General features: G+C 57.1%; 12 protein-coding genes. All 12 read right to left on the bottom strand.

Annotated features, from left to right (window positions below):
* On the bottom strand, window positions 1–618 hold a 618-nt coding region (locus tag RMSM_RS10475), incomplete at its 3' end, for an LOG family protein (protein ID WP_040765425.1).
* 85 nt (window positions 619–703) lie between these two features.
* Window positions 704–1,171 carry a potassium channel family protein gene (locus tag RMSM_RS10480; protein WP_008695183.1) on the bottom strand — a complete coding sequence of 156 codons (468 nt, stop codon included), beginning with the start codon at window positions 1,169–1,171 and terminating at the stop codon, window positions 704–706.
* A 98-nt stretch (window positions 1,172–1,269) separates the two neighbouring features.
* Window positions 1,270–3,720 (bottom strand): phosphoketolase family protein, encoded by a 2,451-nt coding sequence (locus RMSM_RS10485; RefSeq protein WP_008695185.1) that lies wholly within the window; start codon window positions 3,718–3,720, stop codon window positions 1,270–1,272.
* A 31-nt stretch (window positions 3,721–3,751) separates the two neighbouring features.
* Window positions 3,752–5,608, bottom strand: a complete 1,857-nt coding sequence (locus RMSM_RS10490; RefSeq protein ID WP_081614115.1) for a V-type ATP synthase subunit A — start codon at window positions 5,606–5,608, stop codon at window positions 3,752–3,754.
* Window positions 5,601–6,254 (bottom strand): DUF2764 family protein, encoded by a 654-nt coding sequence (locus RMSM_RS10495; RefSeq protein ID WP_008695188.1) that lies wholly within the window; start codon window positions 6,252–6,254, stop codon window positions 5,601–5,603. Before RMSM_RS10495 ends, RMSM_RS10490 begins: the two co-directional genes overlap by 8 nt.
* Window positions 6,255–6,448: 194 nt before the next feature.
* The gene (locus RMSM_RS10500; RefSeq protein ID WP_008695189.1) at window positions 6,449–7,099 is read right to left on the bottom strand and encodes a hypothetical protein; all 651 of its coding nucleotides are present in this window, start codon (window positions 7,097–7,099) and stop codon (window positions 6,449–6,451) included.
* 192 nt (window positions 7,100–7,291) lie between these two features.
* Complete coding sequence (locus RMSM_RS10505) at window positions 7,292–7,738, bottom strand: ATP synthase subunit C (protein WP_008695190.1); 447 nt, start codon at window positions 7,736–7,738, stop codon at window positions 7,292–7,294.
* Complete coding sequence (locus RMSM_RS10510) at window positions 7,729–9,627, bottom strand: V-type ATP synthase subunit I (RefSeq protein ID WP_008695191.1); 1,899 nt, start codon at window positions 9,625–9,627, stop codon at window positions 7,729–7,731. Before RMSM_RS10510 ends, RMSM_RS10505 begins: the two co-directional genes overlap by 10 nt.
* Window positions 9,624–10,253, bottom strand: a complete 630-nt coding sequence (locus tag RMSM_RS10515; RefSeq protein ID WP_008695192.1) for a V-type ATP synthase subunit D — start codon at window positions 10,251–10,253, stop codon at window positions 9,624–9,626. The genes RMSM_RS10510 and RMSM_RS10515 overlap by 4 nt, the downstream gene beginning before the upstream one ends.
* Before the next feature lie 187 nt (window positions 10,254–10,440).
* Window positions 10,441–11,763, bottom strand: coding sequence for a V-type ATP synthase subunit B (locus tag RMSM_RS10520; RefSeq protein ID WP_008695193.1), 1,323 nt, complete (start codon window positions 11,761–11,763; stop codon window positions 10,441–10,443).
* 185 nt (window positions 11,764–11,948) lie between these two features.
* Window positions 11,949–12,380: a transposase gene (locus RMSM_RS42485; RefSeq protein WP_236622081.1), complete on the bottom strand. Its 432-nt coding sequence runs from the start codon at window positions 12,378–12,380 to the stop codon at window positions 11,949–11,951.
* A 453-nt stretch (window positions 12,381–12,833) separates the two neighbouring features.
* A partial coding sequence (locus RMSM_RS10530; RefSeq protein WP_040765420.1) for an efflux RND transporter permease subunit occupies window positions 12,834–13,854 on the bottom strand: 1,021 nt, incomplete at its 5' end.

The following is a 13,854-nucleotide window of genomic DNA, read 5'->3' on the forward strand; positions in this document are numbered from 1 at the left end:
CATGTCCTGCGGACTGGCCAACGGCGACTCATTCGAAAGCATCGATTCCTTTGCCCACTGGATCAAACCCGGCCACATCTTACCGACCAAGATCAACGGTGTGTCATTGAGGTGATGTACTTGAAGCAGTTGCCACACCATCAGCGTTTCCAGCACGGTACCAATACCGCCAGGGGCAACCAGGAACGCATCCGATGTGAGTACGAACTGATGCAGCCGCGTAAAAAAAGTGCGGTGTTCGAACGTTTGGCTGACGAACGAATTGATTTCTTGTTCGAAGGGCAGATCGACGCGGATACCGATCGACTTTGACCGCTCCGGTGCACTCGACGCGCCTTCGTTGGCAGCTTGCATCAACCCGGGCCCTCCACCGGTAATGATATCGCAGCCCATTTCCGCCAAAGCGGCGGCGCAGCGTTTGGTTTCTTCGTAACCGAATGTGCCTGGTTGAACGCGGGCCGATCCGAAAATCGTCACACGGTAACGATCTCGTTTGGATGGCCGTAAACGGGTCAAGCTATTGACGACATCCCACAGTCCCAACACGGCGCCGCTGAGCACCTCTTTGACCTGGTCCTCGTCCGCGAGACTGATGGTTGCTTCTTCACCCTCGTTCATGATTGTTTCCTTGTTGCAATGTTGGAGCATGTCGACGTTGGTTCGAACTTGGCGGCTCGTTGACTTTCATCTTCGCTATACCGGTTCATTCCTGTTTTTCCAGCTCGAAGTTCTCGCGAAACACATTCTGCATCAACGCGACGATCAGCGCCGTCGACCACCCCAGCATCAGCACCCCCACCACCGACTCGATCGGCCCCAGCAATCGCCAAGTTTGCGGCAGGACAATGTCGCCGTAACCGACGGTCGAATAACTCGTTAAGGAAAAATATAGGGCGGTGGAAAAATCGGGAAGCATATCGAGCCAGCAGTAAGCGACCGCCCAAATCGCTGCCTCTAGGAGATGGAAGATGAGCATCAAGGAGACCACGTAGGCCTGTGTTCCAATCACCCACAGCCAGCGGCGTGCGACCTTCGTGCGTCGCAGCACGTCGCCGTGCGTCAATGCCGCGTAAGTACCCACACAGTGCATTGCCACCGTCAGAGCGGTCAACAGGACGGCGAACAGCAGAAACTTCATCATCGAATGGTACTGATTTGTGGTATTTGGCATCGCCGACGCTGGTTTCGCGTCGGATCCAATTGGTTACAAGTGATCTCATCATATAGCGACTGTTGGGAATACAAGTTGGTTTCAATTTGGCGATCGGTTCATACGTTGTCACCTTCCGTCGACGTTCCCTGTGGTCCGACGTTCGACTGACCTCCCCAGGCCCAGCCGCTGATGTCCGGCATGTCATCACCATATTTCTGAACATATTGCTTGTGGTCGATCAGCTTTTCATGGATTTTTTGCTTGAAGTACGCAGCACGAGCGCCAAGTTGTGGTAGCCGATCGATCACGTCTTCGCAGAGATGGAAGCGGTCCAAATCGTTCATGACGACCATGTCAAACGGCGTCGTGGTCGTCCCCTCTTCCTTGTAACCGCGGACGTGCAAGTTTTTGTGGTTGGTTCGCCGATAGGTCAGGCGATGAATCAACCACGGATAACCGTGAAAGGCGAAAATGATCGGCTTGTCCTTCGTGAACAACGCATCAAAATCGTGATCCGACAAACCATGCGGATGCTCGCTATGCGGTTGCAACTTCATCAGATTCACAATATTGATCACGCGGACCTTGAGTTCAGGCAGGTGCGTCCGCAACAAATCGACCGCCGCCAACGTTTCCAGCGTCGGTACATCGCCACAACAAGCCATCACGACATCGGGCTCCGACCCCATATCGTTACTGGCCCATTCCCAGATTCCCAGTCCGGCGGAACAGTGTTTGATCGCCTGGTCCATCGTCAGCCATTGCGGGGAGGGTTGCTTTCCGGCAATCACAACGTTCACGTAGTTTCGGCTACGCAGGCAGTGTTCGGTCACCGACAGCAGACAATTGGCATCCGGTGGCAGGTAAACGCGGATCACCTCGGCCTTTTTGTTGACGACGTGGTCGATAAATCCCGGATCCTGATGACTCAATCCGTTGTGGTCCTGTCGCCAAACGTGCGAGCTGAGGAAGTAATTCAGTGACGCAATCGGTCTTCGCCAAGGAATGTAGTTACAAGTCTTCAGCCACTTAGCGTGCTGGTTAAACATCGAGTCGATGATGTGGATGAACGCCTCGTAACAGGAAAAGAAACCGTGGCGACCGGTCAACAGGTAACCTTCGAGCCAGCCTTGGCATTGATGCTCGCTCAATACTTCCATCACTCGGCCGTTGGGCGACAGATGATCGTCTTCGGGATAGATATCGGCCATGTAACAGCGGTCGGTCACCTCCAGCACGTCCTGCCAGCGATTCGAGTTGTTCTCGTCGGGGCTGAACAGACGAAAGTTGTTGCTGTTCAGATTCCGCCGCATGACATCTCGCAGATACGTCCCCATCACCTTTGCGGATTCGGCAATCGTTGCACCTGGGCTCGGCACATCCACTGCATAGTCGCAGTAGTCGGGCAGCTTCAGATCACGCATCAGCATCCCGCCGTTGGCGTGCGGGTTGTCGCTCATGCGGCGGTGTCCCTGGGGTGCCAATTCCGCGAGTTCAGCGACCAACCGGCCGCCATCATCGAACAATTCCTCTGGACGATAGCTCTTCATCCAATGTTCAAGAATGCGGATGTGTTCTTCGTTGTCCATGTCGCCCATCGGCACTTGGTGGCTCCGCCAATAGCCTTCACACTTTTTGCCATCGATCTCGGCCGGGCAGGTCCATCCCTTTGGCGTACGGAAGATGATCATGGGCCAGGCCGGTCGTTTGACGGCGTCGCCGGACCGTGCGTCAGCCCAAATCTGCTTGATCTCGGCTGTCGCCGTATCCATGACGGAGGCCAATTGCTGATGAACCGCATCGGGATCGCTGCCTTCGACGAAGTAGGGCTTGTAGCCCATCCCCTCGAAGAGACTTGTCAGCTCTTGCTTTGGAATCCGCGCCAGAAAACATGGATTGGCGATCTTGTAACCATTCAAATGCAGAATCGGCAGCACGGCGCCATCGCGAGCCGGGTTGAGGAACTTGTTGCCGTGCCAGCCGGTGGCCAACGGTCCCGTCTCGGCTTCGCCATCACCCACGACGCAGGCGACGATCAAGTCGGGGTTATCAAACGCGGCTCCGTACGCATGGCTCAGAGCGTAACCGAGCTCGCCGCCTTCGTGGATGCTGCCGGGCGTCTCTGGAGCGACGTGACTGGGGATGCCACCAGGGAAACTGAATTGCTTGAAAAGCTTTTGCATCCCTTCGGCATCCTGGCTGATCTCGGGATAGACTTCGCTATAGGTTCCTTCTAAGTAGGCGTGCGCGACCAGCGATGGTCCACCGTGTCCGGGCCCGATCACGTAGATCACGTTCAAGTCGTCTCGCTTGATCACTCGGTTCAGATGAACACACAGCATGTTTAACCCTGGCGACGTTCCCCAGTGCCCAAGTAACCTAGGTTTGATGTGCTCTCGCTTGAGCGGTTCCTGCAGCAATGGATTGTCGAGCAGGTAGATTTGACCGACGGACAAGTAATTAGCGGCCCGCCAATAGGCGTCTATTTTTCGTAGGTCCTCGTCTTTAAGTACCTGGTTGCTGTTTTCACTCGCGGTGGGCTGCGTTTCATGAGTGGTTGTCGACATTGATCGTTTCCTTTTTGTAAGTAGATGAGGTTTACGAGGACGTGCCGTGCAACGGTCGCGTGGCTGCTTCGATCTCGGTCTTGTACTTCTGATAATCCACCGAGTCTGGCGGGCTGTAGTTCCAATTCTTGTAGAGTCCGATGACTCTTGTGAAGAACTCTCGGGCTTCGTCGCGAGTCTCAAAGTCATAGTCGCGATCAACGAGGCTTTGCAGCAGTTTCAAGCTTTCCAACTGGCGCTCGCGTGGCATGAAGGCGTCGACGTCATCAAAGGCGTCCTGTTGCAGATAGGCCATGTCGACCAACACCGATTTCTGCCAAGTGATATAGTCTTCGAGCGTGATGCCTTCCTCGCCTGTGACTTGCATCATTTGATTAATGGCATCACCTCGCTCGAGCAACGTGCGTAGTCGTTTGACATCACGGGTCCAATTGGGGTCGAGGTTCTTGCTCAGCCACGGTCCGAGTTGGTCCAAATAACGCGACCACGAGATCAGCGGATCGATAGCCGGATAGAATCGCTTGTAAGCCCGGTCATACGACAGGCCGAGGAACGTCTTGACCGTACCAAGTGTGGACTGCGTGACCGGTTCTTCGAAATTGCCGCCAGCCGGTGATACAGTGCCGATCATTGTCAGGCTGCCTTGCGAATCATCCGGACAGCGAATCGTCCCCGCTCGTTCGTAAACGCTCTTGATCGACGAATCGAGGTACGCCGGGAAGGCTTCTTCGCCAGGAATTTCCTCCATCCGTCCCGACGTTTCCCGCATCGCTTGGGCCCATCGCGAAGTCGAGTCGGCGATCAGCAGGACGTTCAATCCCATTTGGCGGTAGTACTCGGCCAGTGTGACGCCCATGTAGATCGACGCTTCACGGGCCGCGACCGGCATCGACGACGTGTTGCAAATGATGATCGTGCGGTCCATCAACGTGCCACCGGTGCGTGGATCTTGCGTCTCGGGGTACATCGTGATCGTCTCGACCACTTCGCCGGCGCGTTCACCGCAGGCCACCACTACCACGACGTCCACGGCAGCATAACGTGCGATCGTGCTCTGCAGCACCGTTTTGCCCGCGCCGAAAGGTCCTGGAATGCAGCCCGTCCCGCCGTTAGCGATCGGAAAAAACGTATCGATGATCCGTGTCCCCGTGGTCAGCGGCTCCTGGGCGTACAAACGCTCTGCATAGCGACGACGCAGCAGTGAGTCCGGAATCGTGCGGCGGACCGGCCACCGCTGGACCATCGTGATCTCGCGCTCGACGCCGCCTGATTCAATTCGCGCGACCGGATCGTTGAGCGTCAACTTACCTTCGCCGATCCAGGTGACGGTGACCGGTTCCTTTTCGCCAAACGGGACCAAAATTTTGTGAGTGAACGGTCCTTCGGGTACGGTCCCTAACACGCCGCCGGGCGAGACACGCGCACTGACCGCGACAGCCGGAGTGAATTCCCAGGTCCGCTGCGTGTCCAGCGGCGGAGCAGACACGCCGCGCGGCAGGAAAAAACCGTGCTCTTTGGCCAGGTCGTGCAGCGGATTCTGCAAACCGTCAAAGACGCGGCCCAGCAATCCGGGGCCCAGCGTGGCCGACAACATTTCGTCCGTCATCTCGACGCGATCGCCGACACGAACGCCCGACGTATCCTCAAACACTTGCATGTCCGCGGTGCGACCGCGGATGCGGAGCACTTCGGCTTTCAGACGCTCGTCGCCGACGCACACGTAGCCCACTTCGTTCTTCTTCACCGATGATTGTTCGTCGATTTGAATCAACACCAGACTTTCGCGCACCTGGACAACGGTCGCCGTTTTGCTGTACGACGCCCCTTCCGGGGCGTCTTGGTGCATCGTACGGCCCGGAAGGGCCGTCCTACTTTCATCCTTAGACATGCGTCACCTTGTCGATTAGTTCGGTAAATCGAGCTTTCGCTCGTAAAGGATCATTCGCGAGCCATGCCCCGAGCATGTCCCACTTGAAAACAAATGCCATCACCGCTGCGAACCCGAACATCGATTGCTCGGCGCACCGCGTCAGCCACTGCCAATTTAGATCCATCAGCAGCCGCTCCAAACCGATGGCATCGCCGGCTGACAATCGCTCGCCCACCATCGGCAGCCAGGGATAACGGTATTGCAAGCCAAAGTGGGGCGTGTCCCAATGTTTGCGGATCGAATGCACGCTGGGGCCGAATCCGAAAGCATCCGAATCCGCAGGCCGTTCCAGCCCGTCATGTCTTCGTCGCAGCGCGGCGATCAGAGTCTGTTGTGTCATGCGAAATTCGATGTAGTCACGCAGCGGTGCGTCGAGTTGTGTGTCCGTCAGTCCCTTGTGTTCGATCACGAGATCGTGATCTGCGTATCCTGTCAGCCGTCGGCAGCGCCAGCCAACCAACGGTCGGGCGAGCTCCAACTGCACGGCGTGTTTGGGTTGCAACCGACTCAGTCGCTGTCGCAACCGCAGCGGCGTGATGGGCAACCAATCCGCTTTCTCGAAGTGCGGCAAGTGCGGCAGGCTACAGATTAGGTCGTAGTACATAACAATTGATCACTTGTAGAACGGCCCTTCCGGGCCGTCGACCGAAATTGAAGTAGGACGACCCTTCCGGGCCGTTGGCTAAAACAGATTGCTGTACGATAGCCCTTCCGGGCTGTCGACTCAGACAGACTACTGTACGACGGGCCTTCTGGGCCGTCGGCTAAAAAGACGGCCCGGAAGGGCCGTCCTACTTGTCACTCTGCACCCTCCAAAATCGCTTTAAATCGCGGGACCATTCGCTCTGAAATCAGTCGTGCGACGGCTCGGTCGGAAAGATCGATCTCCAGTTGATCCTGCACCAACTGGACGCGAGCACCACCTTCGACTTCGTGCGAGGGCACCAGTTCAATCCCCTCACGCAACATGTCACTGGATAGGGCAAGGATCGCCTGCTTGCCCTCCTCCTTCAGCGTGGCTTCACCCAACAGAGCCTTCGAAATCCGAACCTCGATCTCTTTGTCCTGAATGAATTCTTCGGCGGCGCGGCCGGACAGCACCAGCACAAGATTGCGAACCAGTTGCTCATCGTGCGTGGCCTTTACGACTATTCGCTTGACAAAGTCTTCAAACCGGGCGACAACGCGAGCCTTCAGATCCAGCACCGTATCGCGGGCAGCCAGTTGCAGCGCATCGAGTGACGCCGTCCGGTGGGCTTCGATTTCATTCTTTGCCTTAGTCTGCTCGGCTTCGGCTTCGGCCTTGGCAGCTGCGACAATCTCGGCCGCCTGTTGCCGGGCTTCGCGGAGCAGTCGATCGGCCTCGATCTCCGCCGCCTGTACTCCCTGATCGCGTATCCGCTCGATCAAGCTTTGAACGCCCGCCGACGTGTTTGTGTTTTCCTGCATCGTTGTGCCTTCTTCACAGTAGGACGGCCCTTTGGGGCCGTCGTTTAATTCTCTTCGACGGGCCTTCTGTGCCGTTGCTTGATTCTTTTCGACAGCCCGGAAGATCCGCCGTTTAATTCATTTCGACGGCCCGGAAGGGCCGTCCTACACTCGCAAAGTACGATGGCCCTTCCGGGCCGTCGCCAACCTATCTCATTCCGGCAATCGTCCTGCCAACACGAGTGCGAATACGAATGCAAACACCGCGAAGCCTTCGATCAACGCTGCCGGAGCGAGCGAAATACCAAACACTTCTGGTTTACTTTTAGACGCATTGATCGCCGCGGCGCATGCCGAGCCTTGGGCCAATGCGCTGAACATCAGCGCGACTCCCGACAACGCGCCCAGCGCAAACATGCCCGGCGAGTTGCCTGATGAGATCGCAGCCGGCAGCGCCATCGTGACCACGATGCCGTAAATGGTTTGTGAAGAGGGCATCGCCGCGACGCCGACAAAGCGGCCGTAACCGCTTTCGACCTCCAGCATCGCGCCGCACGCCGCCATGCCACCGCGAAGACAGCCAATCATGCTGCCGACGGCTCCTAATGCGAGCGGCGCGTACAGTCCAATCCACCCCAATGTGAGTGCAATCAATTCCATGTGGAACCTTCCTTTCGCCGAAAAGGGGTGAAACGACGACCGTCGTCTTTCAAACCCCAGTTGAAAAATTCGATAACGTTCAGCCGCAACCCATGAATCACTCCGCTGGAAACTCCCAACACCAGGTTCAAAGAATGTCCGAACAACAATACCAGTAGCGCAAACAAAAGTCCGATCCGCGGCAAGCCACCGTGAATGTCCGACGCCATGTCGTTAAAGGCGGTGGCAAGCGACGCCGACGCCAATCCGAGCGCAAACAATCGCAAGTAACTGAGGACATCGCCGAACGCCGCAGAGACCTTGGTTAGCCCCAGCATGCCGCCCAGCAGTCGGCGCAGTGGCTTTTCATGCCGAGCGGTGTATCCGACGACCATTAGCAATCCGATTACGACCATGACCGCTCCGATGACCTTGAGCGGTTCGACTGCGGGAATCGCCGCGCCGGCACCGACTAGCAGGCCGCCACCAACCGCTGCGGCCCAACCCCACGAAGCGAGACCGTCTTGCCAATCGTTGTAGCGACGCGCGTCCATCACGTTGGCCAGGATCACGTGTATTCCACCGACTAGCACCGCCACGCCCATCATCAGTGCTGAGTTGTTCATATCCAGCAATTGCAGCCGGCCGAGCAGTGAATCCGGTGACGGCGTGAGCCCAAAGTAGCTGCCGACCAAAACGCCGTACAACACTGAGACCAACACGATCAGTAACAGCATCGGCCGGAAGCGTTGCCCGGTCGTGCGTGTCCTGTACGACGGCCCTTCTGGGCCGTCTTGAGCATTCCTCGACGGCCCGGAAGGGCCGTCGTACATGTTGCCAGATAGGTCGTCGTTCGCGGGTCGGCCAAGTCTGCGCCAAATGAACAGCAACCCCAATCCCAACACAAGTCCGTAGCCGGCATCCGCAAGAATCATCGCAAAGAAGATGGCGAAGGATACAAACACGATCGACGACGGATCCCACGTCCAATAGCCAGGCGTCATGTAAAAAGTGACAAGGTCCTCTCCCGCTTCCACACGAGCTTCGTTGCGCATCAGCGTGGGCGGATCTTCCCCGGGTGCCGGCGGCCGGTGCTCGAACACAATGCCACGTTTGTTCGCTAGCTCGGCCAGCTCGTCGATATGTTCGCACGGAACCCAGGCTTCCAACGCAAAGACGGGTTCCAGGTCCGAAGTTTGCTGCGCGGCGCCCGCACGAGCGGCAGCGTTTTCGAGTTCTTGCAGACTACGGGCCAGTAGCAGACACCACCGGGTTAGATAGGCTCGCTCGGCTTGCGTGTCTTCGATCGCCAACTCCACCTCCTCCAATCGCCGGCGAAGTTCAATCGGTGAACGCGAACCGATTCGCTCGCGCGGTACCGGCATGTCTTTCGGCTCCTCAGCCGAGACCACGACGACATAGCAAAACCGCTGGTCGCGGGCGGCAACCTCCCAGGCACCCCCCTTTTCTGCGACGAGCTCTGCGTGCTGTTTGAGCTTGATTACGTCCTTGTGCGGGACGACGTAGAACCACAGCCGTAGGCCGCCCATTTGCTCGGGTGACGCAAAGGAAAAATCACCAAACGGCTTGGCGGCTTCCAACCGCAACAGCAAATCGTCGCGTTGCGATTCAAGTGACTGAATCTGGGTCTGCAACTCCAACGCTCGCTGCTCGACTTCGGCGGCATCGAACTGGCTTCGATCATGCACTTGGTGACGCCGTTGCGGCGACGCCAGCAGAAACTTCAACGCGTCACGCGAACGCGTCGATGGCCCGCCCACCGTCGCCTGCCCGTCGCCACCGAGCGGAATGATTTCCAGACTACCGAATCGATGCAGATCGTCGAGTAGTTGTTCTTTTTCGCTGCTTAAACCGACAAACGTGGCTCGCTCTAGAGCGACAATGCTCATGACTGTTCCTCTTCGGTATCCCAGCCGCCGCCGGCTTGTTGCTGTTTGACCTTGGCCAGTTTTGACGTGATCACGGCGGCACGTTCGGCGTCACCCAAATAGATCCGGATGCGTTGGATGTTTTCCTTGGCGGTCGGAATCAGAACCTTGTCAAACAGGTTGACTCGCTGCGTGATACGCCGGACCGCCTGATTAAGGATCTCGACGCGTTGGCCGGCGATGCGGGCTCGAACGCGTGCCTCGGCAGCGTCCTTGAGCCGCGTGACCAGGATGTCAATCCAAGCGGGTGTGGCCACCCGCGAGTAGTCGGCGACAACAAACTCAACATGTTCCAGGATCGGCAACCGAGTGCCGACGACGTTTTGTTCGCCCACTTGGTAGCCGTTCATTTCCACCAGTCCGCTCAAATCCAATGACTCATCGGCGAGCATCGGCAGTTCCTGCCCAATTCGCGTTTCCAACGTCTCCGCCGCCGCGATCGCTTCGGAGTGTTCTGCTCGCGCCTTCTGTGCTTCGACCGTCAGCTGCCGCCGCTTCAGGTCCAACGATGGCAGCAGTTTGGTGTACAGTTTCAATTGCTGCTGCTGTTGCTGAAGCGAGTTCTTGCTGAGTCGAAGTTTGGCCATGATCGTTGTAGTTGCAGTAGGACGGCCCTTCTGGGCCGTCAAAGTGGATTGTGGTAAGACGGCCCTTCTGGGCCGTCGAGACGACACACAACGACGGCCTGGAAAGGCCGTCCTACACTGCCCCTGTACGACGGTCCTTCCCGGCCGTCGCTAATGTTTTGTCGACGGCCCGGAAGGGCGGTCGTACTTATTTCGGAAAATACTTGTCGACTAGGTTTTGTTTCATCAATAACTCCTGCGGCTCAAAGCACTCGGCCAACGTCTTCCAACAGAGATCTAGTGCTTCGGTGACCCCCATCGAAACAGTAATGTCCATGAACCGCTCGCGGAACAGTCCGCCATATTTCAATAGTTTTTCGTCGAACGGCGACAACTCGAACGCCATCGCTTGTTTGCGTCGTGCTTCGGCGGCCTCGGAATAGAAGCGGATCATCGTGTTCATGATTTGCGAATGGTCTTCGCGTGTTGATTTGCCGATCACATGCTGTTTAAGCCGCGACAGCGAACCGAAGGGATCGATGATGCCACCGTGCAAATAGAACTGTCCTTCGGTGATGTAACCGGTGTTGTCGGGGACGGGGTGGGTGACGTCGTCGCCGGGCATGGTGGTCACCGTCAAAATGGTGACTGACCCGGCGCCTTTGAAGTCGCATGCTTTTTCATAGCGCTGAGCGAGCTGTGTGTACAAGTCGCCCATGTATCCGCGGACCGCTGGGATGCGTTCTTGGGCGACACCGATTTCTTTCATCGCGTCGGCGTAAGCGGTCATGTCGGTCAACAGCACCAGTACGCGTTTGTTCTCTTCGACCGCGAACTTCTCGGCCACCGCCAATGCCATGTCGGGAACAAGCAATCGTTCGACCAGCGGATCAGACGCTTGGTTGACGAACATCACGGTCCGTCCGAACACGCCGTGCTGTTCAAAGGCAGTGCGGAAGAAATGGTAGTCGTCGAAGATCAGCCCCAAGCCGCCGAACACCAAGACGTCAGCATCGGCTTGAAAGCCGATCCTGGCCAACAATTCGTTGTGCGGCTCGCCGGCAACGGAAAAGATGGGAATCTTTTGACTCTCGACCAAGCAGTTGAACAGGTCGATCATCGGGACGCGGGTTTCGATCATCTTGGTCGGCATCACGCGCATCACCGGATTGACCGTCGGCCCACCGACGGTCACATGTGGGTCGGCCGACAGGTCGGGACCGCCGTCCATCGGCTCGCCCGATCCGCGAAAGATGCGGCCCAAAATGTTCGGTGAGTAAACCACGTCGAGCTGGCGACCGAGAAAGCGGACCGTGGCGTCGGTCGAGAGTCCTTTGCCGCCGGCAAATACTTGCAGACTGACAAGGTCTCGGTCCAACCCGATGACTCGGGCCAACGACATTTCACCGTCAGTGTTTTCGACTTCCGCCATATCGCCCAGTGCCACGTCGGTGGCGCGCAAACGAATCACATCTCCAACAATTTCACGGATGCGAGTGTGGCGAACGAGTTGTTGTAATTGTGCAACCATGTTCTTACCTGTAGGACGGCCCTTCCGGGCCGTCGTAGGAGCTTGGTTTTATTGACGGCCCGGAAGGGCCGTGCTACTAAATTGGTATGTAAACAGCCTATGCGTCCGTCGGATGCGTCACTGTACGACAGCCCTTCCGGGCTGTCGTAGGAAGTCGGTTTTAGTGACGGCCCAGAAGGGCCGTCCTACGGCGTGGTGGTAGGGGCGTCGTACAAGTCTTGAAAATACCAGCCGGCTGCTTGCCAGACGGGGTGGATCCAACGATGCCACTGGTCTTTGGGCAACCCGGCTTTTCGTGGATTGTTTCTGATGTACTGAACAACATGAAATAAATGTTCCTCGTCTCGAATGATGCGGTCGTAGCTTTCTTCCGCCCAAACCCTTCCGTGACGGTTTAAACGCTTATTGATTTGGAATCCGACGTACCCCTTCCAACTGTCAAAAATGTCCTCTAGTTCAAAACCACTAAACGGTTTTACGATCACATGACAGTGGTTGGGCATGATGCAAAAGCACGAAGTAAAATATCGCTGCTCCTGAAAATGCATAAAGGCGTTCGACATGAGCTCGGCATTGGCAGCATCACGAAAGTAGCATTCACCGTAACCTTCATCCATCCATCGGTCCGTACGCTGCGTAATCTCGCGTGCAAGCTCATGCCATTGTCGTTCCGACCGTGGAGGTAGATTCGCTCGTTCCCAAATTTCACGCCAACGTTTGAGCGCATCCAGCTTGTCCTGTGGCAGGGAATCCGCCAGCCGACAAGTCGCAAAGTACGTCGCACCATCTTGTCGCCAATGGGGAAGGTGCCGCTGATAAACCCGAATGGGCAAATCAGGATCAAGGCCGCGAAAATTCGGCGGAGCCGATAAGTTAAACGATTGCGATTGCATCACATCTCACTTGTACGACGGCCCTTCCGGGCCGTCTGTCAATTCGCTATCCGGCGGCCCGGAAGGGCCGTCGTACGGGTTTGTCGACGCCTCTTCCCGGGCGTCCAGTTCGTCGTGGAAGGACGGCCCGGCTGGGCCGTCTTTCAATTCGTTATCTGACGGCCCGGAAGGGCCGTCCTACGGGTTTTCTATAGCCGGCGGCTCGGAAGGGCGTTCGTACGGGATGCGGTAAAGCAACGCGTACAAGGTCGGCACCATCACCATCGTCAGCAGGGCGCCGACGATCAGGCCGAAGAAAATCGTTACCGCCAATGCGACCCAGAATACGTCCTGCAACATCGGCAGCACGCCTAGCACCGTTGTGCCCGCCGCATTGACCACGGGACTCAAACGCGAGACCGCTGCTTCGACAACCGCATTGTAGGGCGTAAAACCTCGATCCAGATTCGCGTTCACTTCGTCCAACAACACCACGACGTTCTTGATCATCATGCCCGACAAACTCATCGCACCCAGCAAGGCAATGAAGCCAAACGGCGTCTGCGTCAGCAACATTCCACTGGTGATCCCAATCATCACAAAGGGTATCACGCCGATGCAGATCAACATGGGCCGGAAGCCATTGAACAGTGCAACCAGGATGAACAACATGATGACAACGGCCGGAACGATACCGGGTGTCAGTGCTTCCTGAGACTGTTTTGCGCTCCAGTACTCGCCGTCCCAATCCAACCGGTAACCCGGCGGAAGCTCGATTGCTTCGAATTTCTCTACTACCGCATTACGAAGTGTCGGAGCCGTCACGTTGTTGGGAGAACACTGCACCGTGATCGCGCGGCGACGGTCCCAGCGCCAAATGATCGGGTCTTCCCAGGGGATCTCAACGCCATCGATGACCTGCGAGACAGGGACGGAGCGGGTTGATAGCTTGGGGGTGACCTGCAGTTCGTCCAGCGAAGTGGCGGCGCGCTCTCGCTCCGATTCGACATTGCGTGCCACAATCGGAATCAGATCATCGTCTTGTCGGTACTGGCCAACGACGACGCCGTCGGATGAACGCTTCATCACACGCGCCAAATCGTCGCGTGATACGCCGGCCCAGCGAGCACGTTCCTGGTTGTACTGCGGTGCCAAAGACTGAACCCGCTCGCGCCAGTTAACACGGACCTCTTTGGCCAGCGGCGTGTCACGCAGGATC

Source organism: Rhodopirellula maiorica SM1 (assembly GCF_000346295.1).
Taxonomy (GTDB): Bacteria; Planctomycetota; Planctomycetia; order Pirellulales; family Pirellulaceae; genus Novipirellula; species Novipirellula maiorica.